Source organism: Streptomyces longisporus, from assembly GCF_039532765.1.
Classification (GTDB): Bacteria; Actinomycetota; Actinomycetes; order Streptomycetales; family Streptomycetaceae; genus Streptomyces; species Streptomyces longisporus.
In genome coordinates this window covers 352,385-377,925 of sequence record NZ_BAAASG010000028.1, presented here as the reverse complement: position 1 = coordinate 377,925, position 25,541 = coordinate 352,385, and the positions used below count along the sequence as shown (strand labels likewise).

General features: G+C 65.5%; 31 protein-coding genes. All 31 read left to right on the top strand.

Features of this window, described 5'->3' with window-relative positions:
• Positions 1–77 precede the first annotated feature (77 nt).
• The 31 genes from ABD355_RS42760 to ABD355_RS42610 all read left to right on the top strand — a co-directional run bounded on the left by ABD355_RS42760 (position 78) and on the right by ABD355_RS42610 (position 25,527).
• On the top strand, positions 78–908 hold the full coding sequence (locus tag ABD355_RS42760; RefSeq protein WP_344406705.1) for a hypothetical protein: 831 nt from the start codon (positions 78–80) through the stop codon (positions 906–908).
• A 195-nt stretch (positions 909–1,103) separates the two neighbouring features.
• Positions 1,104–2,996, top strand: coding sequence for a P-loop ATPase, Sll1717 family (locus ABD355_RS42755; RefSeq protein ID WP_344406704.1), 1,893 nt, complete (start codon positions 1,104–1,106; stop codon positions 2,994–2,996).
• Positions 2,997–3,085: 89 nt separating this feature from the next.
• A complete protein-coding gene (locus tag ABD355_RS42750) occupies positions 3,086–4,189 on the top strand; it encodes a hypothetical protein (RefSeq protein WP_344406703.1) in 1,104 nt (367 codons plus the stop codon).
• Positions 4,186–7,335 (top strand): hypothetical protein, encoded by a 3,150-nt coding sequence (locus ABD355_RS42745; protein WP_344406702.1) that lies wholly within the window; start codon positions 4,186–4,188, stop codon positions 7,333–7,335. Before ABD355_RS42750 ends, ABD355_RS42745 begins: the two co-directional genes overlap by 4 nt.
• Before the next feature lie 603 nt (positions 7,336–7,938).
• Positions 7,939–8,964, top strand: coding sequence for a helix-turn-helix domain-containing protein (locus ABD355_RS42740; RefSeq protein ID WP_344406700.1), 1,026 nt, complete (start codon positions 7,939–7,941; stop codon positions 8,962–8,964).
• Positions 8,965–9,557: 593 nt separating this feature from the next.
• Positions 9,558–9,881 (top strand): hypothetical protein, encoded by a 324-nt coding sequence (locus ABD355_RS42735; RefSeq protein WP_344406699.1) that lies wholly within the window; start codon positions 9,558–9,560, stop codon positions 9,879–9,881.
• 40 nt (positions 9,882–9,921) lie between these two features.
• Positions 9,922–10,770, top strand: coding sequence for a peptidoglycan-binding protein (locus ABD355_RS42730; protein ID WP_344406698.1), 849 nt, complete (start codon positions 9,922–9,924; stop codon positions 10,768–10,770).
• 31 nt (positions 10,771–10,801) lie between these two features.
• Positions 10,802–11,056, top strand: coding sequence for a hypothetical protein (locus tag ABD355_RS42725; RefSeq protein WP_344406697.1), 255 nt, complete (start codon positions 10,802–10,804; stop codon positions 11,054–11,056).
• 179 nt (positions 11,057–11,235) lie between these two features.
• On the top strand, positions 11,236–11,823 hold the full coding sequence (locus ABD355_RS42720) for a hypothetical protein (protein WP_344406696.1): 588 nt from the start codon (positions 11,236–11,238) through the stop codon (positions 11,821–11,823).
• Positions 11,824–12,040: 217 nt separating this feature from the next.
• Positions 12,041–12,385, top strand: coding sequence for a hypothetical protein (locus ABD355_RS42715; protein WP_344406694.1), 345 nt, complete (start codon positions 12,041–12,043; stop codon positions 12,383–12,385).
• Positions 12,386–12,408: 23 nt separating this feature from the next.
• Entirely contained in the window at positions 12,409–13,500 is a 1,092-nt protein-coding gene (locus ABD355_RS42710; RefSeq protein WP_344406693.1) for an AAA family ATPase, read from the top strand.
• A 29-nt stretch (positions 13,501–13,529) separates the two neighbouring features.
• Positions 13,530–14,657 (top strand): PD-(D/E)XK nuclease family protein, encoded by a 1,128-nt coding sequence (locus ABD355_RS42705; protein ID WP_344406691.1) that lies wholly within the window; start codon positions 13,530–13,532, stop codon positions 14,655–14,657.
• A gap of 88 nt (positions 14,658–14,745) precedes the next feature.
• Complete coding sequence (locus ABD355_RS42700) at positions 14,746–15,726, top strand: helix-turn-helix domain-containing protein (RefSeq protein ID WP_344406690.1); 981 nt, start codon at positions 14,746–14,748, stop codon at positions 15,724–15,726.
• 103 nt (positions 15,727–15,829) lie between these two features.
• Complete coding sequence (locus tag ABD355_RS42695) at positions 15,830–16,273, top strand: hypothetical protein (protein ID WP_344406689.1); 444 nt, start codon at positions 15,830–15,832, stop codon at positions 16,271–16,273.
• 84 nt (positions 16,274–16,357) lie between these two features.
• A complete protein-coding gene (locus ABD355_RS42690) occupies positions 16,358–17,008 on the top strand; it encodes a hypothetical protein (RefSeq protein ID WP_344406688.1) in 651 nt (216 codons plus the stop codon).
• Positions 17,008–17,226: a hypothetical protein gene (locus ABD355_RS42685; protein WP_344406686.1), complete on the top strand. Its 219-nt coding sequence runs from the start codon at positions 17,008–17,010 to the stop codon at positions 17,224–17,226. The genes ABD355_RS42690 and ABD355_RS42685 overlap by 1 nt, the downstream gene beginning before the upstream one ends.
• The gene (locus ABD355_RS42680) at positions 17,223–17,378 is read left to right on the top strand and encodes a hypothetical protein (protein WP_344406685.1); all 156 of its coding nucleotides are present in this window, start codon (positions 17,223–17,225) and stop codon (positions 17,376–17,378) included. The genes ABD355_RS42685 and ABD355_RS42680 overlap by 4 nt, the downstream gene beginning before the upstream one ends.
• A gap of 58 nt (positions 17,379–17,436) precedes the next feature.
• Positions 17,437–17,919, top strand: a complete 483-nt coding sequence (locus ABD355_RS42675; RefSeq protein ID WP_344406684.1) for a hypothetical protein — start codon at positions 17,437–17,439, stop codon at positions 17,917–17,919.
• Positions 17,920–17,988: 69 nt separating this feature from the next.
• Entirely contained in the window at positions 17,989–19,494 is a 1,506-nt protein-coding gene (locus tag ABD355_RS42670; protein ID WP_344406683.1) for a DNA cytosine methyltransferase, read from the top strand.
• Positions 19,491–19,943: a hypothetical protein gene (locus ABD355_RS42665; protein ID WP_344406681.1), complete on the top strand. Its 453-nt coding sequence runs from the start codon at positions 19,491–19,493 to the stop codon at positions 19,941–19,943. Before ABD355_RS42670 ends, ABD355_RS42665 begins: the two co-directional genes overlap by 4 nt.
• A gap of 19 nt (positions 19,944–19,962) precedes the next feature.
• Complete coding sequence (locus tag ABD355_RS42660; RefSeq protein ID WP_344406680.1) at positions 19,963–20,667, top strand: hypothetical protein; 705 nt, start codon at positions 19,963–19,965, stop codon at positions 20,665–20,667.
• A 140-nt stretch (positions 20,668–20,807) separates the two neighbouring features.
• Positions 20,808–21,011 (top strand): hypothetical protein, encoded by a 204-nt coding sequence (locus ABD355_RS42655; protein ID WP_344406679.1) that lies wholly within the window; start codon positions 20,808–20,810, stop codon positions 21,009–21,011.
• The gene (locus ABD355_RS42650; protein WP_344406678.1) at positions 21,008–21,232 is read left to right on the top strand and encodes a hypothetical protein; all 225 of its coding nucleotides are present in this window, start codon (positions 21,008–21,010) and stop codon (positions 21,230–21,232) included. The genes ABD355_RS42655 and ABD355_RS42650 overlap by 4 nt, the downstream gene beginning before the upstream one ends.
• Positions 21,229–21,912, top strand: a complete 684-nt coding sequence (locus tag ABD355_RS42645) for a hypothetical protein (protein ID WP_344406677.1) — start codon at positions 21,229–21,231, stop codon at positions 21,910–21,912. Before ABD355_RS42650 ends, ABD355_RS42645 begins: the two co-directional genes overlap by 4 nt.
• Before the next feature lie 115 nt (positions 21,913–22,027).
• Positions 22,028–22,330 carry a hypothetical protein gene (locus ABD355_RS42640; protein WP_344406676.1) on the top strand — a complete coding sequence of 101 codons (303 nt, stop codon included), beginning with the start codon at positions 22,028–22,030 and terminating at the stop codon, positions 22,328–22,330.
• 81 nt (positions 22,331–22,411) lie between these two features.
• Positions 22,412–22,807, top strand: coding sequence for a hypothetical protein (locus ABD355_RS42635; RefSeq protein WP_344406675.1), 396 nt, complete (start codon positions 22,412–22,414; stop codon positions 22,805–22,807).
• Positions 22,808–22,832: 25 nt separating this feature from the next.
• Positions 22,833–23,015, top strand: a complete 183-nt coding sequence (locus tag ABD355_RS42630; protein ID WP_344406674.1) for a hypothetical protein — start codon at positions 22,833–22,835, stop codon at positions 23,013–23,015.
• Positions 23,016–23,114: 99 nt separating this feature from the next.
• Positions 23,115–23,462 (top strand): hypothetical protein, encoded by a 348-nt coding sequence (locus ABD355_RS42625; RefSeq protein ID WP_344406673.1) that lies wholly within the window; start codon positions 23,115–23,117, stop codon positions 23,460–23,462.
• A 38-nt stretch (positions 23,463–23,500) separates the two neighbouring features.
• The gene (locus ABD355_RS42620) at positions 23,501–23,785 is read left to right on the top strand and encodes a hypothetical protein (protein ID WP_344406671.1); all 285 of its coding nucleotides are present in this window, start codon (positions 23,501–23,503) and stop codon (positions 23,783–23,785) included.
• Between the two features lie 17 nt (positions 23,786–23,802).
• On the top strand, positions 23,803–24,402 hold the full coding sequence (locus tag ABD355_RS42615; protein ID WP_344406670.1) for a hypothetical protein: 600 nt from the start codon (positions 23,803–23,805) through the stop codon (positions 24,400–24,402).
• A gap of 66 nt (positions 24,403–24,468) precedes the next feature.
• Positions 24,469–25,527, top strand: a complete 1,059-nt coding sequence (locus tag ABD355_RS42610) for an N-6 DNA methylase family protein (protein ID WP_344406669.1) — start codon at positions 24,469–24,471, stop codon at positions 25,525–25,527.
• Positions 25,528–25,541: the final 14 nt, after the last annotated feature.

Sequence of the window (25,541 nt, the reverse complement as noted above, 5' to 3'; positions counted from 1 at the left end):
ATCCACCGAGCAGGTTTGGCCAACCACCAGATCACGGGTGACCGTTTTCAAGAAGCGCCATCAGCGGGAACCAAGGCGTGACCGAAGGCAACGACTTGAAGGTCAGAGAGTGGTCCACCCCCGGTGCCGGCGTCCGCGTCGGCGACGGCTCGGCGGTCGTGTCGGGAGCCGCATGGGGCCAGGGCTCCTACACGCAGTACAACGTGGGCGACGCCATCGTCCCGATCGCCCCCACCGGATCCTCAGCCCGATCCGACCTCGTGTGCCTGCGAGTTGAGGACCCGGAGTACGAAGGCAACCGTGACCCAGCTGCCGACGAGATCGGCTACTTCCACGTCGTGTCTGGCGTCTCCGCATCGACGAAGACAGTTCCGACCGGCATGACGGCGATCCCACTGGCTCGGCTTGACATTCCAGCGAACACTGCCACCCTCACCAGCGCAATGATTAAGGATCTGCGGCAAATAGCGAACCCACGGCGCGAACGGAAGCTCTACATGGCCTACCCGTCTGCCCTGAGTGAGCTGAAGTACCAGGACAACAAGTGGCACGCTTGGCCGGTCGCGGCAAGCTGGTCTGTCCCGATTCCCGCCTGGGCCGTCTCAGCCAAGGTCGTCATCACCATCGCCGGACTCCGCATGGCGCGAGCGGACGTATTCGCCTCCATGCAAACGAAGTTCGGCTCCGACCTCGGAGAGAACACGATTATCGACGACAACCAGGGCTCCGTCGTCCGCCGCCAAACCGTCGTCGTAGCCGACAACATCAGCGTCAGCGCGGCCCAGCGCGGTACCACCCAGACCCTGTCGCTGCAGACCTACATGTCCAAAGCCGAGACAGGCGACCTGTCTGTCGACAGCTCGACCTCGATCATCTCGGACGTCGAGTTCACTGAAGCGGTCCTCTAAAAGGTTCAATGGTTGAAATCGCATGTATTTCCCCTGCGAGAAGATGTGCAGGTCGCCAACGATTGTTGCAGTATGGAGGTGAGCGGTGGGGAGGCGAGTCCATCCAAGCTCCAGTGGCGTTCACTCAGAACGCCTCTCCATCGATAACGGACGACGGGTATCGGGCGCACGACTCCAGGGTAATGGGAGATCGAGATGGCCACCGATCGTGATATCAAGTTGAGTAGGCTGTTCTTCGGCAAGGACGACGCAGAGTCTGATTTCGCGGCCGGCGGTCTCCTGCGGCGTGGTTTTCTCGAGACCGCGGCTTACGAGGCTGCTCTGACTGGACGGAAAATGCTCGTTATCGGGCGTAAAGGTTCAGGGAAGAGTGCGATCTGCGTAATGCTTCACTCGGCGCCGGATCTCCCCAAGAAGACATATGTTGTCACTCCAGACAAGATATCCGCAGACGAACTCCTTAGATTTGAATTGCCTGGGATTCCCTCACCTTTGGCGAAGGAATTGGTTTGGCGGTACGTCCTAGCAGTTCAAGTAGCCAAATCGATCGTGAGTCACGCTAGCGAAGAGCATCAGAATGGCGGAACACCCTCCTCTGTGGCCGCATTGCGAAAATTCCTACTGGACAACCAAGAAGGACTCGAGGATCCTCGACTGCACGAGAAGTTTTGGATTATTATCAAGCGACTAAAGTCCTCCATCTCGCTTGATGCGTTCGGTGTAAAAGTAGCCGTGGACGCTCAATATCCAAGTGAGGGCATAAGGGCTTCAAGCGAGCTGGATGTTCTAGAAAAGAAGGTTGTTCAAGCAATGAAGGACCTTCGCTGCGAGGAGGGGCATAAATCAATCCTCATTTTGGTGGACAAACTGGAAGATGTTTGGTCAAACGATCGTAATTCCGACGCAATGGTAGTCGGCTTGCTGGATGCGGCCAAACACATATCCTCAGTATTCTCCGCAGTGAACTGTGTCGTCTTCCTCCGGACCGACATCTATGATTTCTTGCAGTCTGCCGAGCAAGACAAATTCCACAGCGACGAGATTCATATCAACTGGACGGCTGAGCGACTCGTAAAGTTGGCCAGCCTGCGTGCGTGCGCCTCCCTTGGCCTAGAGGGGTCTGATACCGAAGTGTGGCACTCGCTATTCCCCAGTAGGTTTTCTGGAAAGCCGATCGATGAATACCTGACTAGCCTAACGCTTATGCGGCCTCGGGATATGATCCAGCTCTGCAATGTGTGCCGCGATACTGCGGTAAAAAACGGACACGATGCAGTTTGGGACTCCGACATAAAGGAGGCTAGTGTTCAGTTCTCGAACTGGAAGCAAGCGGATCTCGTAAGAGAGTACGTCGTCAACTATCCTTTCCTATTGGATTTGTTTGTCCTGTTTCAAAATTCTGGCTATCTAGTTACCCGCCGAGTGCTTGAGGGGCGAGTTGCTTCACTAAGGGAGGCTCTAGCTTCACGTTACCCGGGAAGTGCAGAGATTCTTACGGTCAGCGGAATTCTCGACATCCTTTACGCCGTTGGATTCCTTGGTGTGCGTCGTAATGGAAATGTTTCTTACGTCTACGACGACGCCAATCAAATCGAGCCGTATGAGAATGAATTTTTGATCCATCCTTGTTTCCGTTCGGCCTTGCGATCGACTTCAGCTATGGACCTTCGCACGTACGAGCCAGTGGTTGCTAGGGAGCGCGTGAGTAGTCGCCGTGTTGAGAGGGGAAAGGCTCCTCCGGTCAGAGGTTCCAGGGCGTATTACTTTATCCGCGAAATGGCTACCTGGGGAGAGCGAATCCGGCTCTTGGTCACCAGGAGTGACTTCCCTAAAGAAGTAGGTGACGAGATAAAGCAAAACCTGGAACTGTACGAGAATGACATTCATGTAATGCTGGGCGGAGAAAATATTAACGCCTCAAACGTGGTCTCTTTGATGAACCAGTCAAGAGATTTCTTCGTCGGCCTCGCTGGCCGCTTGGAAGAGAGTGATCTAGTTTCAGGGCGGCATGAGCGAGAACTCGTTAATACGCTTTTCGATGCGGCGCGAAGCATTGAAGAAATTGGCTCCAGCTTGCTGTATGCGTGATTTGCCGTTCCAGTAACGAGTGATACGTTATTGACCATGCTACCCAGCATGAACAAATGCGGCGCGGGGGAGAAGCCGGAACGCGCCCGATGGCATCTCCGTCGTACCGCTATCTCACAACCGACGCGCTCACCAACAAGGTCCTGGCCTGGGATCTGCCCCTGACCGGTGTCGAGTTCGGGCCCGCACTGTGCGCGACCGGCAGCCTCACCGGCGCGGTCGAACCCCGCTTGGCCCACCTCGTCCGCTCCCAACTCGACCCCGGCAACACCAAGATCTACGCCGAGCGTGACGGTCGGCTGTTGTGGGGCGGCCTGATCTGGCGAGCCGACCCCCAGGGCCAGCAGCTCAACATCGAGGCAGCCGGCTGGGGTTCCTACCCCTACCGGCGCTACGACCTCCACGGCCAGCTCAACGCACGCGGCCCCTACACCTACGCGGATCCGTGCAAGGTCATCCGCGACGTGTGGGCGTACTGCCAGGAGACGCCGGACGGCCAGCTCGGTATCCAGGTCGACGACACCACCTCGAAGGTCACCGTCGGGACTCCGGAGGACCCCTACCGGATCGACTGGTGGGACACCCCCTCGCTCGGTGATGTCGTCTCGGACATGGTCGCCGTCGAAGGCGGCCCCGAGTGGACCGAAGAAGCCGCCTGGCACAACGGCACGCCGGAGGGCCGCGTCCGCATCGGCTGGCCCCGCCTCGGCCGCCGCCGCACGGACATCGACTTCGAGTCCGGCGTGAACGTCGTCAAGGCGGTCCCTGTCGAGTACGACGCCGACAACCTGGCCCAGGTCGTCATCGCGCTCGGCGCCGGCGAGGGCCGCAACCGACGCCGCGCCGTCGACGCCGTACGGGACGGTCGGCTGCGCCTGGAGCACCTCCTCGAAGTACCGGAGGAGAAGGCGAACGACCGGCTGGCTGCACGCGCCCGCACGGAACGCATCTCCCGCCAGGTCATCGGCGAAGTCACCGAGATCACAGTCCGCGACCACCCTGCAGCCCGCTTCGGTTCCTGGCAGATCGGCGACGATGTACGGGCCCGGGTCCACGACCAGTGGACCGACTTCGACGTCTGGTCCCGCATCGTCGGCTGGCAGATCCAGCCCGCCTCTGGCGACACCCCCGAACAGGCCGTCATCCAGCTCCAGCGCGCAGACCGCTTCACCTACGGGGGAGGCACCGCGTGAGCAGCGACATCGCCCGCCTGGCCGCCCGCGTTGCCGTCCTGGAACGGCAGCTGGCCCGCACCGCCCGCACCGCCCGCATGGCGTACTCATCCATCGAGGACGGCGCGATCGAGGTCTACGACCAGGACGGCACCCTGCGCGGCAGCATGGGGCTCCAGGACGACGGCACCGTCGGCTTCGTCGCCCACAACGGGCCGCCACCTCCCACCCCCACGCCGCCCGTGGTCGAGTCCGCGCTGTCCGGGCTCACCGTGACCTGGCCCGGAACGTGGACGGACGCCGAGACCGCTCCGCTCGATCTGGCCGAAGTCCAGGTCCACCTGGCGACGACCGCCGACGCTGCCCCGGACACCACCAGCGCCGTGGCCGCCTTCCACACGACCGCCGGCGGAAGCATCACCCTCGCCACCGACACCTACACCCCGCTGTGGGTGCACCTGATCGCGGTCAACACATCCGGCACAGCCGGAGAGCCCTCGACCGCTGTGCAGGGCCAGGCCCGGAAGGCCGTCCCCGCCGACCTGGTCAACGCGATCATCGACGAAACCAAGCTCGCCCGCGGCGCGGTCACCGACGCGGCGCTCGCCCTGGGGGCCGTCAACTCCACCGCGCTCGCGGACGGCGCGGTGCTTGCCGAGAAGCTCGCCGCCAACTCCGTGACGCTGGGCAAGGTCGCGAGCGGCGCGATCACCCTCAGCGCGCTCGGCGGCGCGCTCGCGGACGCCACCAGCCAGCGCCTCGTCGACACGATGGGCGAGGCCGCCGCCTGGCAGACCGCCGACCAGGGCAGCGGCGCCACGTGGGTGCACCTCACCGGCGTACCGGACGCTCCCACCGGCCGAAGCGTCGGTGAGGCCCGCGGCTTCATCCGGCTCCGTGGTACGACCCTCGTCCCGTACGAGCCCGGTGGCCTGTACCGGATCAGCGCCCGGATCCGGGCCACAGCCCAACTCGCCTCCGGCCCGGACGCGTTCTACGTCGGGGTGCTCGGCGTGGGGGCAGACCAGACCACCTTGGTCAACCGCGCCGGGGCGAACAGCCCGAACAGCCACTACTACATCGCGGCGTCGTACCGGTCACTGCCGACCACGGACGGCTGGGTCACGGTCGTCGGCTACCTCAAGGACCGCGCGGCCGCGGGCTCTGCCGGCCCGAACAACGACCCGCGCTCGCCCGGCATCGTGCACGACGCCGTCCGCTTCATCACCCCCTACTTGTGGCTGAACTACGCCTCGATGGGCGTCTCCGGCTCCCCGGCCGTCATGCAGGTCGACGCCGTTGCCATTGAGGCGCTGAAGACGGGGATCGTCGACGCGACCAACCTCGTGAGCGGTTCGGTGACCGCCGCCGCACTCGCGGCTGACTCGGTGATCGCCGGGAAGGTCGCGGCCGATGCGATCACGGGACGCGAGATCGCCGCGAATTCGGTCACGGCGACCGAGATCGCGGCGGCCTCGATCTCGACCGACAAGCTGGTCGTCGCGGGCGGTACGAACGTGCTTGGCGACCCTTCGTTCGAGGGTGCCTACACCGCGGCGATCGCCGCGAACGTATGGTCCGTCGTCTCCGGCGGCAACGGCTCCGCGAAGGCGCTCCGGGTTGACGCTGCGGCGACGGCCGCCACGACACGGTCCCTGAACCTCACGTCGATGCCGATCCTGAGCGGAGAGCAGCTCTACCTCGCCATTGACGCTAACGCGTCCGCCGACTGGGCGGGCGGCGCCCTCAAGTTTTATGCCCGGTGGCAGGACGGCACCGGGGCCACCGTCGGCTTCGGCGTCGCCCAAGTCGACGTCCCGGCCCGCGGCTCGTGGCAGCGCCTCGCCGCCACCGTCACGGCGCCGGCCAACACCACCGCCGCCACGGTGTGGGTGGAGACCTACCAGTCGACCGCCGGAGCCGTGCTGTGGGACAACGCCGTCGTCCGCCCGGTGGTCCCGGGCGTACAGATCGCCGACGGCGCCGTCACCGCGCCCAAGATCCTCGCCGGAGCGGTGACCGCCGAGACGATAGCGTCCTTGGCCATCACGGCCGAGAAGATTGCGGCGCTGTCCATCACCACGGACAAACTGAACGCACTCTCTGTCACGGCGGACAAGATCGCGGCCAACGCCGTGACAGCAACGAAGATCTCGGCGGGCGCGATCGAAGCGACCCACATCAAGGCCGGGGCAATCACGGCGGACAAACTCGACGCCGACGCCATCAACGGCAAGACGATCAACGGAGCCGTCCTCACCGGCAGCACCCTCCAAACTGCCGCGAGCGGACAGCGAGTTGTCATCAGCCCCGGAAACACCAGTCCGGAGACCGGATCGATTGAGTTCTATTCCGGCAGCGCCGATGAGTCAGCACCGGCAGAACTCAACACCGCCATCGCATACTCCTCGGACTCCTCCAGGACCTACGAAGTGCCCAGCGTCTCCCTCAGCGCACCCAGGGTCACCGGCTCGATCCAGGAGACAGGACTGTTCCTGCAAAGCCACTCACCGGGGTACGCGGGAGGAGTCTTCAACCTCTACGCAAACGACTTAATCGGCAACGGAGTTGCGTATATCAACGGCTACGGTGCCGACACGTTGGCCGCCGGATCCTCGATCGAACTGTACGTGCGCGACGCACCGCCCAGCTCCGCCCAGTCCGCGGCCAAGCTCACCTCCAGCGGATTCGCCATCGATCGAGACCTCAGCGTCAATGGCAAATCCCAGGGGCGCGGATTCGTGACTCAGAAGACCGCGACCGCCAACGTCACCTTCTCGAGCACGGAAACGGCCCTGATCACCACCACGGCCATCACGTTCAAAGACGGCCGCGCTTACCGTGTCTCCCTCTCGGGCCTGCACAGCGCAGCTAGCGACAGCTATGCGCTGTACCGGATCCGGAAGAACTCCGTGTCGGGAACGATCTACAAGGACCAGATACGGGTCAATAACCTGCAAGCCTCCGCAGCGAACGCGACTGTTTCCGTCCAGACCATCCTGACCAACACGACCGGAAACGACATCACAGCGGCATTGTGCTGGACCGGAATTCAGGGCGCCGTCGCGCAGACGTGGACGCTCGCCGCTAACAGCAGCAACGTCGCCTACCTCCTGCTGGAGGACTGCGGGTCCGCCGACGACTACGCAGGCCAGGCCATTACCTGACCGGAACCGGTCAGGTAATGGCCTGGCGTTCCTGGCTGACTAGTGCAGGACGCTATGGTCTCGATCCAGGGCTTCCCGCTCATCGCCCAGCCCACCCACGCCTATCCCTCACGGCCTACCACATACGGAATCGCGCTACCCCCCAGCCCGTAGCAGCGAATTTCGCGCCGACTCTAACCGCGTCGTCGCGGTGGCTTCCGCGCGAGTCCACTCTGGCGAGCCTGTCGGCGCGTCTTCGCTTCCTGGTGACGACGACGGTCCTTCCACCACTGCAAGCGGTCACGGGAATCCTGAGGGAAGGTCGTACGCACAACCGCGACCACCACCCCCAGGCACAACCAGGTCGCGACGCACCACGCTGGCACACCATGCAACGCAGAGGCGATCTCACTAAGCCCGACCGGGCTGGGTTGCGGTGGCAGAGCACGGGACACGGCCATACCTCGTTTCATGGAACTAGACACCTTCGATGCCGACTTGATGCCACTGTGTTGGGAGCCGGGAGCTTGCGGGAAGCGGCAAGGGGCATTTCCGCAGATCGGCAAGGTTCCCGGGCCGGGAAGGTGCAAGGCTCTTGTCGACGAGAGAGCAGGAGGGGAACGCATGAACGAGCCGGCCGGCACCGACCCGCTTGCGGATGCCTACGCGGCAGCCCTACGGGAGGTGCTCGATCGAGCGAAAGCCAATGGCGCGACGCAAGCGTCACTTGCCACGCAGCTTCACCTCTCGCAGTCCACCGTTTCACGCTACCTATCGGGTCAGCGAATCGCCCCGAAGAAATTCATCGAGTCAGAAAGTCGAACGGGGCCGCGCCTGCCCTGCCTAGTGGATTTCCTTGCAGATTACGGCGTGAAAATCTCAGCTGAGGAACTAGAAAGTCTTCACGGGCTACGTCGATCTGCTCAAGCGGCCAGCCGCAACCTGACGGCGCAGCTAGCAGTTCTACATGAATGGGCTGCAATGCCCTCAGTGGCAGATTCAAAGGAAGAACTGAACTCCACGACCTGGGTTCCACCCAAGAGTACGCCCGAGTTCGTCCTGGAGCTCCCGAAACAGCGCCGAGATGCATCCTCCGTCGAATCTCTCAGGGAGCGAGCGCCGGCGAGACAAACTGGCCTCGGTATCGATTCCCTGACACAGGAACAACTCCGGAGCGAGGTCGCGGAATTAAGGCGCGAATTGCAACGCCTGGCCAAAACTCGGCGTTATATTCGCCCGCGCACTATAGTCACGACACTGGCCTGCTGTCTGATGGGCGGGTTGGCGCTCGCCGGAGTCGAGTGGACCCTACTCACCTTCGCGGGCAGCAAGGCTCTCGCAACATTCCTGATCACCTTTGGCATCAAGATTCCCGCACCAGGATTTCTGTTCGTATGGGTCACCGCTACAGTTTCGTCAGGAATTTTGGATTGGCTTCGCAGATACTTCAGGGCAATTCGCGTATTTTGGTTCGCTTTTGGGTGTCAGATTGTCGGCACTCTTTTCGGTGCCTGGCTTGCACGTGCGCCGGTCCAAGGGCTGCGCGGTTTGGCGATGGGTGTTGCTTTAGTGGCATTCAGTTACTGGGCACGAACTCGCGTTCGCGCAAGTGTTAGGAGACGGCGGGAGCTCTTCGATGGATCCCGCTGACATGCCGACGGAAATACCGTATTCGCTTAGGCCCGATGGGGAAGCTGTGTAATTCACTACGGCGAGTGTGAGATGCACCGCCACGACCTGACGGGCACCATCAAGGCGAACGCCGCCCACTGTAGGCGTACTGGCTGCAGTCCGGCTACGGCCCGCGCCGCTCGCGCCTTCACCTGGCTGCTGGCCGTCATGAGCGTGACTGTGCTGCTCCTAATGGGCGTCGGCCTGCCCACCCACGACCCCGACCTCGCCACCACCGGAACCCTGAACGGCAGCCGGATTAGTCTCAACACCCGACCCAAGCGCATCACCTGGACTCGAGCCGAGAAAGCCACTCGCGTCGCCGTAAACTCGGTCGCTTCCGCTCCAGCGGCCAGAAGCTCACCACTGCCGTACCTAGATCGAGATGGCATCCCGCCTCCTCGAACCTACCCTTCTCGCTCTAGGCGCTCTCGCCATCCGCGGACGCATCAAAACGCTGACCGCCGTTTCGGGCACAACCCCGAAAAACGGCCCTCAAGGTGGCCAGTCCAGCACTGCCCCGCGTCTCATAGACTGATCTTCAGCGGCGCGGGGCTGCCGAAGGGAGCACCGTGAGCGCGCCGCCGGGACAGGACCCCACGCCGTGGGAACTGCTGCGGGCCATGCAGCAGATGCGCGACGACCTCCGGGCCGACTTCGCTGCCTTCAGCGCGCGGCTCGCCGAGATGGTGACGAAGATCCAGTACGACGCCGACCGGCGGACTGACGAGGTACGGATCAAAGCCGTCGAGGACGATGTCGCTCAGATGCGGCGCGAGCGCGAGGCGGAGCGCCAAGAGGCCCGCGGTGTACGGCGGTTGGCTCTTACCGCCCTCGTGGCGCCGGTCGTGGTGGGCGTGATCGTCGCGATCGTGACCGGCAAGCTCGGACTGTAGGCTCAGAACAGCAGGCGCGGGGGAGAACAAGGAACGCGCCATGCCTCATCTCTGGCTGCCTGGAGCTGAGCGGCACCCGCTCAGCGACACCGCACCCACCGACACGCAGTACGACCCACGCGTCATCTGGCACATCACATGGGACAAGAACGCCACGGCAGCCAAGCCCGCCGATCTCGTGGCGTTCGACAAGCTCGTGCAGTACTTCACCGGTGGCGGCAAGGCCGTCGCGCCGCATCTGCTCTGGGATCCCTTCACGGGCAGGACCGCCCAGTTCTACCCGGCGAACAGCCGGTCCAAGTCGGTCGTCGACCTGGCCGGTGGCACCCGGACGAACCGCACCGGGAAGGTGTGCCTCCAGGTCGAAACGCTGTTCTTCCCGTACTGCCGTGTGAATGGCAAGTCGTACGCGACCGTCCGGGACACCCCGGCCAAGGGACTCGACAAGATCCTGGCCTGGGCGCGGAGTTGGGGGGTGCCGGACGCCTGGCCGATGGGCGCCCCGACCTGGAAGGTGAACCGGAGCGAGCACATCTGGGAGACCGAGGGCGGGCACTACGGCCACGGCCAGACGCCCGAGAACACCCACACGGACCCGGGCCCGATGCCGAAGTGGCCGACCTCGACGTCGACGACGCCCAAGCCGGGTCCGCCGGCGTTCCCCGGCCGAAGTGCCTTCGGGCCCGGCAAGTCGAACGCTTCGATTCTCCTGCTGGGCCAGCAGCTCGTGCGCAAGGGCTGCGGCAAGCACTACCGCGTCGGACCGTCCCGCGACTGGGGTGAGGCGGACCGCCTCAACGTCGTCGACTTCCAGCATGCCCAGAAGTGGACCGGATCCGACGCCGACGGCTACCCCGGCCCTGAAACCTGGCGCCGTCTCTTCGCCTGATCGCCCTGACCAGCACAAGGAGCACATCACTATGAACCTCTACGCCTCGCTGCTGCGCACGGGAGTTCCGGCCGCCGTCGGCTGGCTCGTCGCGGTGGCTCTGAGCCACGGACTCGATCTCGACGCCACGGCCGTCACGGGAGTCCTGACCCCGGTCGCCACCTTCTCCTACTACAGCGTCTTCCGGCTCGCCGAGGAGCACCTGTCGCCTCGGTTCGGCTGGCTGCTCGGCTACGCCCGTCCCCCGAAGTACGAGAACACGGCGCTCACCCTGCCGCGTACCTGACCCACGATGAGGTGACGTCGAGCAGTCCGAGAGCCAGCATGGAAGAAGACCCCCGTCTCGCGACGGGGGTCTTCGACCTCTTGGAGACTCCAGCCTACCGCCCCTCAGGCGGGTTCCGACTCTGCTTCCATGTTGGTTACAATCTATATGCAGACGTGACGTGAGCTGGAGGCGATGGAGTGGCAGAGGACAGGGCGCCGGCGGGAAGGAAGCCGTACCTGGCCGGCGGAGCTGAGTTCGCCGCGCTGTACGGCGTGAAGCGGCTTCAAGTCAGCCAGTGGATCAGCAGGGACCACACCCTCGACTACCGCTACGCCAAGATCATCAGCGGGTCGCCGTATTGGCTCCTCCAGTTCGTGAAGGGCTTCGGAGAGACGACGCCGCGCCCGAAGCACCTCAATCAGGCGGAGCTTGAGAGGCTCACGAAGGAGCAGGACCCGGGCTACTGGGTGCGGGAAGTTGAGCAACTCCCCCCGCTGGTGGGTCAGGCTGAGCTGGTGGCCCTGTTCCAGCTGCCCTCCGGCGAGCTCCTGCGCAAGGCGATCAGTACCGGCCGGTTCCGGCCTGCCGACTACAACCTGTCCGGATCGCCGATCTGGCTTCTGGAACCGGTCGTTGCAGATGCACCCGCACTGCAGGCGGGTGCACGTGCCGTGGACTGGGCCATCGACAGCAAGGTCTTGGCTGCCCTGCGTGAGGGCAGCTACGACGGGCCCGGATCCAGGATCGTGCCGCGCGGCAAGGCGGCGAACAAGACTGCCGGATAATCGCAGGTCAGAGGCTTTGGATTCTTGATTTAACCCCTGATTGCATATAGAATAGAAGCGCACCCGAGGGGGTGCGCTCCGTTCGTTCAGGGGGGATCATGTGTCGTTCCAGAGGGCCGCCGAGGGTGCCTTGATGGTGTTGTCGATCGACAATCCTTCCGCCTGAAGATAGATTCCAACACTTCAATGTGCTAGGTCTATGTCTGAGGGGGGAGTCTTGCTGATCGAACAGCCGCCGTTGTTCGGCACCATCCAGCCCGTTCGCCACCCCGCCGATGTCGGCAGCCTGACCATCCAGCAGCGATTCGAAGCGTTTCACGCGCTCAACCCCTGGGTTCTCAGGGCGCTGATCCGGATGACCGCCGACTGCGCGGAGAAGGGGTTCGGCCGCATCGGTATCGGGATGCTCTTCGAGCTCCTGCGCTACCAGTACGGCGCGGCGACCCGAGGCGACGAGTTCGCGCTGAACAACGACTACCGCTCCCGGTACGTACGGCTCCTGCTGGCCGAACACCCGGAGTGGACAGCCCTCTTCGAAGTCCGGGCCCTGCGCGCGGACTGACCACGACCTCTTGGAGCCGGATCGTGAACGCACCGGCGGGCACCGCAAAGCCGCCCGCAGTCCAACTCAAGACTCGCAAGCCCACGGGGATCGTCCCCTGGCCCCTCCTCCTCATCGAGGGCGAGGAGGGCGCGGGCAAGACCTACTCGGCCGCCCAGTTCTCCAGCAGCGACTGCATCGGACAGATGTATTGGATCGACCTCGATGAGGGATCGGCCGACGAGTACGCGGCTATCGAGGGCGCCAACTATCTGATCATCGAGCACGACGGCACCTACCGAGACATTCTCGAACAGGTTGAGGCCGTGCATGCCGAGGCCAGGCGTGCGGCGGCAGCCGGAGAGCCTCCGGTCGTCCTGACCATCGACTCGGGATCCGCCCTCTGGCGGATGCTCACCAACTGGACGTACGAACGCGGTCGCCGGACACGCAAGAACCGTGCCCTGCTTCAGGAGGACCCGGACGCCGCGTTTGACATCGGCCGGAACCTCTGGAACGACGCCACGGAGCGGTGGAACAGGATCATCTATCTGCTGCGCACATTGCCCGGCATCGCCATCGTGCTGGCCCGCGGCAAGCAGGTCAGCGCCACGGACGACAACGGTCAGCCGGTCCCGAACAAGACCGAGTGGAAGGTCTCGGCTCAGAAGGACCTTGGTTTCGACTCGTCTTGCTGGGTGCGTATGAAGCGCAATGCCGACCCGCAGGTCATCAAGGTCCGATCGCTTCGGATGCGCGTCGAGCGGAACAAACCGCTGCCGCTGCGGGACTTCAGCATCGAGGACCTGGTCTTCAACAAGCTGGGCTGCTCCGTCGAGTCCCAGCCGCGCATCATGCCCCCGCTCGTGGGCGATCTGGTACAGCCCTGGCTCGCCCGCATCGCCGGCCTGACGGACAAGAAGCTCCTGGAGGCCCTGTGGCGGGCCGTCCCGGATCCGGTGAACCGCCTGAGCCACGACGAGATCCTCACCATCCGGGCCGCCGCCGAGCAGCGCGCCGCCGAACTCGACAGCCCCCGGCGGGAGATGGGGGAGGGCCCACTGTCCGACGCCGAGAAGCTCCGTGCTGCCGCCCAGCGCAAGGCCGACGAGCAGGACGCGGACGCCGAGCAGTGACCGCCCACGCTGACCTCTTGGAGACCCTCATGTCCGTAGCCACAGTTGACGGCATCGCACCTTCCATCTGGGATGCTGCACACGGCGTGGACGCCCGGCGTCCCCGCTCTCGTCAGACGCAGCTCGGCGCCTCCGACACCGTGTGCGGCCGACGTGCCGCCTACATCCTGCACGGCACCACACCGACCGATCACCCCGACAAGCGAGCGGCGATCCTCGGAACCTTCATTCACCACGGGCTGCTTGAGTCCGCGCGCACGGAGTACGGATGGCTGGTGGAGCGCAGCGTCCAGGACAACCTGATCCGAGGACATGTCGACGTCGTACAACTCGACGCGGCGACCGCCGCTCGCCTGCCCGCTCGTCACCGGCCAGCGATACCCGCCGACATCCTCACCGTGGAGGACGTGAAGACCAAATCCACATACCTGTGGGACCGCGTTCTTCGCTACGGAGCCACGGCCGCCGAGCTGCGGCAGGTCCAGCTGTACGCGGGCGCGCTGTTCGAGGTCGGGTTCGAGGACGTTCCCGGCCAGCGGTATCTGTCCCGCCTGGGACCTCTGAACATCGGTCGTATTCGCTTCCGGTTCATCAACCGGGACTCCGGCGCGGAGCATGTCCAGGAGATCGACTTCGATCCGCAGCGCGCGGCCGAGGCCCAGTGGTGGGTGGAACGTGTGCGTGAGACCGGCAGTCCCGAAGAGATGCCCCGCGACTTCAATGGCCCTGGCCTGGACGCCATCTGCGACTACTGCCCGTTCCGCTCCCTGTGCTGGCCCGGGGCAGCTCCGGGCGTGCCCGAACAGACCGCGCTCATCCGCAACGACGCCGACCGCGAGCAGGCCCTCATCGACTACGTGAAGGGGCACGAACTCGCCAGCGAAGGCGACAGGATCAAGAAGTTCGCGCGCAAGAAGCTCGACCAGTCCCCGGAGGGGATCTACGGCCCGAACAAGCTGTCCTGGCGCGGCGGCAACGACGAGGAGAAGGACGACGTGGAGGCGATGGTCGATCTGCATGAGATCGCCGGAATCCCGGTCCCGATGACGCCGGACGTCAACCGCATGGTCAAGAACCTCAAGGATGCAGGACTGCCGATTCCCCGCCGGAAGACAGGCAAGAAGACGCCCGCGGTCATCAACATCGCGCCGGCCTGACCGACTCCGATGAGTCTCAGCCCCGCCCGGGAGCAACCGGGCGGGGCACCCCGTCCTGCCGCTGTGCCTGTACCGCCCAAGGGGAACCGTGTCCATCCAACTGATGATCGCCGCGGCCTACTTGCCGCCTGACGAGCTCAGCCAGAGCCAGAAACTCGCCCTCATGAAGATCGCGGACAGCGCCGACGACGAAACGCGCCTCGCGCGCCCCGGTCTCACCCGTCTCGCGGCCTGGGTCGGCGTGACCGACAAGCGCGCCATCACCATCGTCACGGAGCTGATAGCCAAAGGGCTTGTCGAGCGCGTGGAGACCGGCAAGGCAGGACGCGCGGCGGTCTACCGGGTCTTCCCTCTCGGGATACCGCCCACACCGACCACGCAGGAGCTGAAGGAGCGCCTGGAGGCCCGCAAGGCTGCTCCCAAGAACGCCAACAAGGCCCGCTCCGGAGTCGCGCGTTCGGCCCCCGCGAAGCCTGCGATGACCTATCAGGACGTCGAAGACCGTGAGGCCGCTCGCCGGGAGAAGGCCGAATCGCCGCAGGTCGAAGCTGGGTTCCACGGTGGGAACCCAGGCAAGGGGGAAGGGTTCCACCGGGGGAACCCAGACGAGCAGGACAGCCGGGTTCCACAGGTGGAACCCGGTGAGTTTCACGGGGGGAACCCAGTGGGTTCCAACGGTGGAACCCCTTCCTTTCCTGGTCCTTCCTCTGTCCTTCCTTCCCCCCCTACCCCCACGGCTGACGCCGCAGGGGAGCCCGCATCCGCTCCGCCAGACGACTCCGCCCCGGAACGCGGGGAGCCGTCAAAGGGGTGCACGAAGCACAGAGGGCGCCCTGCTGCTTCTTGCCGTGGGTGCGGCACCAATCCGCGTGCAGGGCGCCGGAGGGAACAGGAGGAGGCCAAGGACGAGGAACGGCGGGCGCACGGGCGCTTCTGGGACGACTGGCACGAGGACGCCGCCAGACGCCGTCGACGGGTTGCGGAGCACCCAGAGGCGACGGAAGGGGCGCGCAGAGCCGTGCGCGAGGCCGTACGAGCTCGGAAGGGCGGCAGCCAGCGAAAAACTTAGACCCCCGAAGGAAAATTTCGCCAGAAATATGGACACCCCTGGTAATGCATATAGAATAAAACCAGAAGAGAGGGAAGGGCCCCCTCTTGATCGGGAGGACGATATGGACTATCTGCCCACTCTCCGTCGCTGCCACAAGGGTGCGATCGTGCTCGACAACGGCGCTGCTGCCCGCGAGCAGATCCACAGCCTCGCCGACCTCTACCGACAGGACCCCGAGGGTGTCGGAGACCTGCTCATCCAGATCGCCGACCTGAAGGACCTGGTTGACTGCGAGCGTCACCTCGGCGGGCTCGGGTACGCCAAGCCGGTGCGGGACGAGATTGTCGGCGAACTCCTCGGCGACATCGGCGGTGCCGAGATTCACCTCGACCACCGCGACAACCACAGGGCGCTCATGCAGGCCCGCGAACTCACCAACCAGGCGCAGGACATCGCCGAGGTCGCCGGTCGTCGCGTCGGCGAGCTGGAGGCCCTGACCGCGCGAGCCCGGCAGGAGCGGCGGCGCACGGCGCCCCGACTGGTGTTCGTCACCCGCCTCTGGTGAACACACCCAGGTGCATCAATTTGCCCTGAGATAGATCCCAACTCTGTACTGTTGGCAGCCACAAGACCTCTTGGAGAAGGAACTGTGAGCAACGAACTGGCGCCGCTGGCCCCGATGCCCGTGCACAACAACACCGACGACCCGCTCTGGCTGGCCCTGTGGAACGCGTACGAGCCGGTCATCACCGCGCTGCGCCGCATCCCGCTCGTGACCAACGTCGAGTCCGGGAACATGTTCGCCATCACCGCCGAGCTCACCGACGGCTCGCATCTGTGGATCTCCTCGGCCGAGGACCTGCCCATGGACCCGGGCGCGCTGGAGGGCTTCCACGTCAAGCGCCTCCACGACGACAACCCGAACATCGACGAGGTGCTCTACGACTCCACGGAGAACGGAGAGCAGGCAGAACACGGCAACAACACCGTCCCGCTCATCCAGGCCATCACGGCTTTCGTCACCGAGCGACGCCTCGCGCCACGCGTCATTGACCAGGTCTCCGTCCGGCTTCAGGGCGTGACAGCGCAGCGCCTGCCGCTGTCCAAGCTGCTCAACGGCCCGTGCACGGACAACGACGCAGCGATCACGGAGTACGGCAACGTCGTACGCGCCATGGCGCAGAAGGGCTGGACGTGCGTCCACGCGCAAGGCGGTACGGACTGGCCGCTCAGCGTTTGGGCGCTGAACGACGAGGTCGGCATCCTCTACCTCGCGTCCGCCGGGCAGGTGATCGTCTGATGCCGGGCACCGAAGCGGTCCCGCCGAATTCGGCGGAGGAGACCGGCAAGCGCCGCTGCGCCTGCGTTATCGCCCATCCGCAGGACGAGGCCGAACGAGCCCGAGCCCAGGCCGCGTTGGACAACGGCCTCGCGACCAATGACGCCCACGGGGTGCTCGTCGCGTGCATGCAGCTGCTTCAGCCCTGCCCGGCTCGCTACGAGGTGGTGGCGCGGTGACCGTGCTGTACGTGCTGATCGTGCTCGCCCTCGCTGTTGGTGCCGGCTTCGCCGTGATGGTGATCGAAGAGCGCCGCTGGGAGGCCCGGAGCCGGGTCCCGCGGCCCACGACGTACGGCGAAGCCCACCGCAGCCTCGCCGCTCACCGCTGATCGCGCTGCCCGGCCCGATTTCGGGCCGGGCAGCCACAGACCTCTTGGAGAACACCCCGTGGGAAACGACGTCTACATCCAGACCTCTGACGGCAGGAGAGCCGAAGGAAACGGCACCTACTTCCGGTTCGCCTTCACCGCACTGCCGCGCACCCTCGACGCGATGAAGAACTTCGGGATGCTCGTCGAACTGCCCGTCCCGCTATACCCGGAGCTGGCCGCCTATGGGCTCGCGGGCGTGGACCTCCGGCCCGGCACCAAGTACGACGCGAGCACGACTAACCGCGTCGCCGAGTTTCGGACCGCCTACCAGGCCGTCAAGGACGCCTCCGAGGCAGTGCCGACCGGCATACCCAGGTACAAGATCGACTCCAACGACGGCTTCCTCGTGACGGTTGCCGAGATCACCGCCGCCCTGGCCACTTACGACGCTCATGCAGGCGTGGCCATCGCAGAGATGCCCGTGGGTGACCCGACCTGGCGGATCTGGATCGACTTCCTGCGTCACGCGCAGGCGCTCGGCGGATTCCGCACTCACTGATCTCGGCCGTTGCCCGGCCCCGCGATACGGGGCCGGGCGCGCAGGACCTCTTGGAGAACAACTACCCACATGGCCACGTGGATTGACCTTTTGTGTGGCGCTGGCGGCAGCAGCACTGGACTTGTCGAAGCCGGGCACGAGCTGCTGCTCGGCATCAACCACTGGCGGCTCGCGATCGAAACGCACGCCGCCAACCATCCCAACTGTGAGCACGCCGTCATGACGCTCAGCGACGGCTTCCCCATGCGCATGTTGCCCAAGGCCGACGCCCTGTGGGCATCCGTCATCTGCACCGAGATCAGCCCCGCGGGCGGCAAGCCCCGAGAGACGAACCAACTTGATCTCCTCGACCTGCTCGAGGAGGAACGCGACGACTGGGAGTCCCTGACCAAGGACGCCTTCGAGGCGACGAGGGTTACCGCGTGGTGCGTGGTGCGAGCCGCTGAGGCGAAGCGGTTCAAGGCCATCGTCGTCGAGAACGTCGTCGAATTCGGCCTGGACTGGGTCCTGTTCGCGACCTGGCTTCAAGCCATGGAATTGCTCGGATACCAGTACCAGATCGTGTGCGTCAGCAGCGCCCACGTCGGTGACGAGGTCAACCTGCGCGCTCCGCAGTGGCGTGATCGGATGTACGTGGTCTTCACCCTCAAGACCATGCGCAAGCCCGACCTGGAGCCCAGGCCGCTCGCTCCCTGCGTCGTCTGCGGTGAGGACGTCCACGCCGTCCAGTCGTGGACCAAGACCGACGGCCTGCGCATCGGGAAGTACCGGCGGGACTACATCTACCGCTGCCCCAACACCCGTTGCCGCCACGCCATGGTCGAGCCGTACGTTCGTCCGGCCAGCGACATCATCGACTGGAACGATCTCGGAAAGCGGATCGGCGACCGCAAGAAGCCCCTCGCTGACACCACCATGGACCGCATCCGCGCGGGCCGCCTCAAGTTCCCCTGGCGTCCCTACGCGATCTCGCTCACCCACGGCAAGGACGGCGGGGACAGGGCGTTCGCTGTCCAGGACCGGCCGCTGCCCGCCCGGACGGTGAAGCAGGGCGACGCTCTTCTGGTGCCGACCGGCGGCTCGTGGAACACCGACGCCGTTCCTCTCGACGTGCCGATGCGTACGCGCACCACCCGCGAGAGCGAAGCCCTGCTGACGATGGACCCGTTCATCATCGAGTACCGCAACCACGCCACCGCCAGCCCCGCGAGCGACCCGCTCAGCGTCGTCACCGCCCAGGGCAACCATCACGGCCTCGTCACGCACGCCGGCGCATTGGCCGACCGCGCGCGGAACACCCTCGTCGTGCCGTACCGCAAGGCCGCGGTGACGACGGCCGCCGAACCCATCCACACCCTCTCCACCCGCGACTCAGCCGCTCTGGTGCAGAACGTCCCGGACATCTACGACTGCTACTTCCGGATGCTCAAGCCCCGCGAACAGCTCGAAGGGCAGCGGTTCCCCAAGAAGTACGTCGTCTACGGCAACCAGGCCGAGCAGACCGCGCAGGCAGGTAACGCGGTCTCGGTCAACGTCGCCCGGTGGATAGGCCAGCGATTGGAGCCTGTCCTGTGACCGGATCACGAACCCTGATCGGCACCCACGTCACCTCGCACGCTCCGTGCTTCGGCGACGAGGACTTCGCCGTTGCTGACGACAGGTGGAAGAACGGCCTGGAACTGGTCGCCATCTGCGAACCCGTCCTCTACGTCTGCGGCCGCTGCCCCTATCGGGCCGCCTGCATCCGGCAAGTCGTCCCAGCCAAGAGCCTGTTCACCGGCGTCTGCGGCGGCCGGATCTGGCTCAACGGCGTGATCATCCACGAACTGCCGGATGCCGACCCCACCGAGCTGCCAGTCCCGGTCATCCGCAAATCGTGCGGCACGGCCGCCGGATCGCGTGCTCACCGCCGGGCCGTAGAGCAGCAGTGCTCCCGGTGCCTGCCCCACTACCGCCCCGGACCGAACCCACTGGACGCGGAGGAGCAGTCCGCGCAGCAGCTCGAACTCCCCGACGCTCCCTGACCAACCGAGAGGATTCACAGTGAAGCACCTGACCGCCACATGCACCGGCACCCCGGAGGGCTACCGGATTCGAGTTCTGGACGAGGACCACGACGTCTGCTTGGTGCAGCTCCTCTTCGACTGGGACAGCTTCCGCCCGGCCAGCGCCGGTCACCGGCTGATTGAGCACGGCTACAGGATCCGACCCGACGCCCGAGCTTCGGACGCTGTGAACGGCTGGAGAGAGGTCCCGGGGCAACCCCGAACCTGGTCCGTTCCGGTCATACCGACGAACGGGGACACTTCAGATACGCAGACGATGGTCGGCGAGCGTCTCGTCGAGGCGGTCTCTCACTGGGCGGAGGGACGCCACGACCAGGCCCGGGAAGTCCTAGCGGACCTTGCGCGGAACGGGACCCCCTCGCTGCTGTACGGCGCCGCGACGGGTCTCGCGCTTATGGCGAAGGAAGCCTTGGCGAAGATGCAGGGCCTCAATGCCGACACGGCGTTCTGGATCATTCTGACTTCCGACGGCAGCCGTCCCGAGGACATCCTCCCGCAGCCACACCTCTTCGCAGCACGCTTTATCACCGCGTTCGCTAACGGGGACACCGCGACCACGCTCGCCCTTTATGGAGCCGCATTCACCGCACCAGATCCCGAACTGCTGTCCCACTGCTTGGAGATGCTGTTGGCGGCCACCGGTGAGGCAGTGCGCGCCGCCACTCCGGGGGCCGATCGATGACCAGCTCTGCCACCTACTCGTCAGACGGACTGCGCCACGACGTTGCCGACCCGGTGACATGGAGCGTCCGGATCTGCGCGGGGCGATGCGGCACGTGCATCTTCCGGCCGGGCAACCTGATGCGCTTGGAAGAGGGGCGCGTGGCAGAGATGGTCGCCAACGCCATCGCCCAGGAGGGGCACATCGTCTGCCACGCCACACTCGGCACCGATGCCCCCGCCATCTGCGCGGGCTTCGCCGCGCACCGGAACGGTCGTGCCGCTTCCCTCGCCCTGCGCCTGGCCCGAGCCCGTGTCCTTCGCGCCGTCTGGGTTCACGTCGACACCAGAAAGGTGGAGTCGTGACCAGCGTGCTCGCCCTGCTTGTCCTGCTCGCGTGGGTAGCGGGGGCCGTGGTGCTGGCGGACGCCTTCCGGAGGCTGTTCGCCCACGACCCGATCCTGCGACTGGTCTGCCAACTGCGGCCGGGCGTCGTCGCCTTGTACCTCGCAGTGGTCATCGTCGCGTGGCCGGCGGCGGTGGCGGCGAAGGCCCTGTCGGACCTCGTCGACCGGGGCCGCAGGTGACTCATATCAAGCCTGGACGGATCTTCGCGGCCTGCGACCCGCGGGACAGCATCCGCATACGAATCGAGCAGTACAAGCCGGGGGACATGCGCGCCCTGGTCGCAGACGCCGCGACCGGCCGGAGGCGCCGCCTCATGCTGATCTCGGCCTTGCATACGTCGGCCTTCACCAACGCCGGCGTGCCCCGCCGGAGCGGATACGCCCCCGAAACAGCAGAGTCGGCACCGCCCACAGCAGTTGCCCCGGTCGGCGTTCCGGGCGAGGAGGAACCGGACTGGTTCGAGGGGATGCCCGGTCGCCGGTTCAGGGTCGCGCTGCCGCCCCGGCTGACGCTCCTGAACGCCAACCAGCGGCTCCACCATCACAAACGCGCGGAAATCACCAGGGTGTTGAGGCGCGCGGCTTGGGCCGCCTCGCGTGCGGTGCCGCACCTGGAACGGGTCCACATCATCGGCGTCCTGCACCCCGAGGACAGGCAGAGGAGAGATCCGGCCAACTGGTACCCCAGCTTCAAGGCGTGCGTCGACGGGCTGGTGGACCAAGGCGTCCTGGCCGACGACGACCACACGCGCGTCGTCGGCCCGGACATGCGCATGGGGCACGTGGTCGCAGGAGCGCGGCTAGTCCTCCACATACGCGACCTCACGCCTGAGGAAATGGCTGCTGGCCTGCGGAAATAAAGTTCTCCGGTGATCAAGAAAATTCGCCGAAAATCTTGCCCCCCTCCCAAATGCATATAGAATAGAACCAGAAAGAAGGGGGAGCGACCCCCTTCTTCAATCGTCAGGAGAGACCGTGACAGACCCCTTCAGTCCCGAGGGTATCCGCCAGCGCCTGAGCGTCGACCAGATCAGCCCTGCCCAGGTTGACCGGCTGGCCGAGGCCATCGCGGAGTCCCTCCAGCGGACCTGCAAGGAGTGGTTCCCCGGCGCCGAATACGACAACTGGCGGCAGATGCTCCCCGAGCCGCTGCTCGACGTCCTGGTCCAACTCCTCACCTGGGACGAGGACGGTCGAATCGTGGCCGACCGCATGCCCGCCGTCGCAGTCACCTGCATCTTCCTGGATCTGCAGAACCGTCCCATCCCCGTCGGCTGACGCTGTCAACGACTCCGCCCGGCGCCCGGTGACCGCCGCATCCCGGCCGCCGGGCGGCCTTATGTCAAGGAGGCAAGTGAAGTGCAAGATCCCTGCCCGATCGCGGACCGACGGGTGTGTGGGGCCACCCGCACCCTCGCTCTCGCCGTGCTGAGACGCATGGCCGTGACGGCGGTGGCGATCGAGCCTCGCATCAGGACTCTCGTCGCCACCCGCAACGACCCGGGCTACGCCTTGTGGCGTCTGCATGGCGATGACGGACGACTCCTCCTCCGGTTCGACCTGCAAAAGCCGGCGGACCCGATCTGGGACAAGCTCACCGCTGATCTATGCCTACTCGCGCGGCTCGCGGACCTGCGCACGCACCCGCCCGGCTACTACTACGTCCACCCGCTTGCCGACCCGCGTGACGTCGCCGTCCCTCTTCCCGCCAACCCCCGGGGCCTTCCCCCGCGCACGATTGGACCCCTTCAGTGATCGCCACGACACACGCCGACTGCTGTTGTGCACCGACGGCGCGTACGCGCCGCTCGAAGAACGAGGTCAAGGCGTCGGCGGAATCCTCGATCTCGTCGACGACGCGAAGGATGCCGCCGCCCTGGTCGTCGACGACGCGATAACCGCCAGCGTGGACGAGTCCGCCGACAACGCCACCGCGCTCGTCGTGGACATCGCTGAGGCTTGACCTCCCCCTTGTCTGTCCGAGAAGCAGCCGCCCCCTACCCGGAATGCATATAGAAAAGAAGCATTCGGGGGTGGCTCACATCCGCAACCGGAGGCACCCATGTCCGCCCGCCCCTCGACACCGACGCTCAACACGCCCGAACACCACTTCGGCGCCATGTTCTTGATCCTCATGACCCGCTCGCCGGACGACGAGACGTTGCGCGCTGCGCTGCGCCTCGCCGAAAACGCCGCCGTCGCTGCCTGGGCGCTGCGCCCGGAGGGGCTGATCACCCTCACCGTCGAGCAGTACCGGCAGCTCCTCGACTACACCGCCGCCTCCGAGGTCTTCGACCTGGCCCTGTTCCTGGGCGGCGACAGGAAGCAGATCCGGACCCTCATGGACTACATCGCCGGAGTCATGGCGGAAGTCCACCCGCGCTACCCCTCCCCGAACCCCCAGGCGTGACAGGCCTGTTGGCCTGCGCAGTACCCCGAAGGAGAACCGTGACCAGTCCACCCGACCCGCAGTGGTGGGTCATCTACCACGAACCGACCCCCATCGAGATGACGATCACCGCTGTCGAGCCTCCTCCCAGCGACGACGCCGCCCACGACAAGCGGTGCGCCGAACTGGAGGCATCCGGCCAACTCGCCTATGTCATCTCCGCGCCTGACCAAGACGCCGCCGCAGAGATCGCCGGCCGGGCCTGGGCCGAAGAGCTCGTCACCAACCCGGCACGCCATGCCACCGCTGAGGCGTACCTCGCCGCCAACCGGCGGCCCAACTAACCGAATTGGAGAACGACATGAACCCCGACATGCTGAAGGACCTGTGCGCGAGCGTCGTGAGCCGCTTGAGCCTCCGCCCCACCACGGTCGAGGCCGCGCTACTGGTCACCCTTCACCACTTCAGCGGTGAATCTCGCAATCCCGCCGTCGCCCACATCGGACTCACCCCTGATCAGTACGTCCGGCGGTCCCTCTCAACCCCCCGCTTCGAGGCCACCCTCGCGAGTGCCGCCCTCAAGGCCGAGGGCCGAGAAGCCGACGCCCGCCTGAACTGGGAGGCGTACGTACAGCGGGAGCAGGAAACAGCCAGGCTTGCCCATGAGGCCATATCGAAGACGGCTCTCCTCGCCGACGCCGACGCTATCCACCGCATCGGTCGTCAGCTCGGCCTCTGCGGCGAATGCACGGACCAGCTCGTCTCCGGCGTCGTGCTCACCCTGGCGCTTGGATACCCCTACCGCACTGCTGATCAACGGCACCTCAGCCTGACGGACCTGCTCGCCCAGGTCACCACCGAGGAACTGACCGAGCTGTTGCGGCACGCCGCGCAGTCGGCGACGGGCCGCACCGAAGAGGCCGCCGCCACGCTCCGGCGCCTGCAGCGCGAAGCGCGCTGACATTCCCCCGTGGCGGCCTGCGTGCCGCCACGGGACGCCTCGATCGCACCGAATCCAGGAGATCCCATGAGCCAACTCGACCTGTTCGCCGACGCCGGCGAGCCCGAAGAACAGCCCACCCCAGCGACCCCCGTGACACCGCCTCGCAGATTCCTCGCCGATCTGCCGCCGGCGCCCCGACCTGTCACGATCGCCACCCGGCCCCGCACCGCGCTCGCCACGGTCAAGCGCATCCTGGGCCACTACCGCCCGTCACAGAGGAACCCGCACGCCCACGCATTCGACCTGGCAGAGGCCGTCAGCTCTGCCTGGCACCACGCGCATGGTGGGAGCCGCATCGAAATCCCCGTTGGTACGGTCGCCGCGCTCGCCCTGTGGCCCCTGCGCGGCCCGGACGCATACCTCGCCGCCGACTGGTGGCTCAGCCTCGACGATACCGAGCTGCTGGCCGCCTTCCGCGAGTGCTGGGCCCGCATGTGGATCATGCGACCTGACCTCGTAGACCGGGCCACGCCCCTGCACAAGTGGGTCGACGACGAGAAGCCCGATCCTCGGCGAGCCGTCGCCGTACGAGCCGTCGTCGAGGCCGCGATCACCAACGGACTCCTGCATCTGACCACCAGCGATGACCCCGATCTCCGCTCCACCACCGATGTGATTGGAATTCTGCTCACCGTCATGCGCTCCGAGGATGCTCACGACGCGCTCGCGGAGATACACACGCCGCCGGACGTCGCCTATCTGATGGCCAGAATGCTGCTCGACGACATGCCGCTTGAGCCCGGCATGAAGTTCGACGAGCCTGCGGGCGGGACCGGCGGCATGTACCGCGCCACCGTGCAGGTCATGCGTGAACGGGGCATCGACCCGCACCAGTTCGGATGGTCGCTGACGGACATCGACCCCCTCGCGGCGGCGGGCGCGGCTGTCAACGCAATCCTCTGGGACCTCGGCCCGCACGTGCTGATTGGGTGCGGCGACACCTTGCACGAGGGCAACGTGTACGCCAGGGCCGCCCAAGAGGCACTGGAGTCCCTGGAGCGCCGCGATCGACTGCACTCGCAGGCCGTCTTCCTCGCGGCCATCCAGAAGGTCGAGGCTCTGATGCACGATATAGCGGCCTGACCTGCGGGAATTGC

What these genes read in the sequence shown, in the direction of transcription:
- ABD355_RS42755 (WP_344406704.1), top strand. Translation starts at nt 1,104, where the DNA reads ATGGCCACCGATCGTGATATCAAGTTGAGTAGGCTGTTCTTCGGCAAG.
- ABD355_RS42750 (WP_344406703.1), top strand. Translation starts at nt 3,086, where the DNA reads ATGGCATCTCCGTCGTACCGCTATCTCACAACCGACGCGCTCACCAAC.
- ABD355_RS42740 (WP_344406700.1), top strand. Translation starts at nt 7,939, where the DNA reads ATGAACGAGCCGGCCGGCACCGACCCGCTTGCGGATGCCTACGCGGCA.
- ABD355_RS42730 (WP_344406698.1), top strand. Translation starts at nt 9,922, where the DNA reads ATGCCTCATCTCTGGCTGCCTGGAGCTGAGCGGCACCCGCTCAGCGAC.
- ABD355_RS42725 (WP_344406697.1), top strand. Translation starts at nt 10,802, where the DNA reads ATGAACCTCTACGCCTCGCTGCTGCGCACGGGAGTTCCGGCCGCCGTC.
- ABD355_RS42705 (WP_344406691.1), top strand. Translation starts at nt 13,530, where the DNA reads ATGTCCGTAGCCACAGTTGACGGCATCGCACCTTCCATCTGGGATGCT.
- ABD355_RS42695 (WP_344406689.1), top strand. Translation starts at nt 15,830, where the DNA reads ATGGACTATCTGCCCACTCTCCGTCGCTGCCACAAGGGTGCGATCGTG.
- ABD355_RS42685 (WP_344406686.1), top strand. Translation starts at nt 17,008, where the DNA reads ATGCCGGGCACCGAAGCGGTCCCGCCGAATTCGGCGGAGGAGACCGGC.
- ABD355_RS42670 (WP_344406683.1), top strand. Translation starts at nt 17,989, where the DNA reads ATGGCCACGTGGATTGACCTTTTGTGTGGCGCTGGCGGCAGCAGCACT.
- ABD355_RS42625 (WP_344406673.1), top strand. Translation starts at nt 23,115, where the DNA reads ATGTCCGCCCGCCCCTCGACACCGACGCTCAACACGCCCGAACACCAC.
- ABD355_RS42615 (WP_344406670.1), top strand. Translation starts at nt 23,803, where the DNA reads ATGAACCCCGACATGCTGAAGGACCTGTGCGCGAGCGTCGTGAGCCGC.
- ABD355_RS42610 (WP_344406669.1), top strand. Translation starts at nt 24,469, where the DNA reads ATGAGCCAACTCGACCTGTTCGCCGACGCCGGCGAGCCCGAAGAACAG.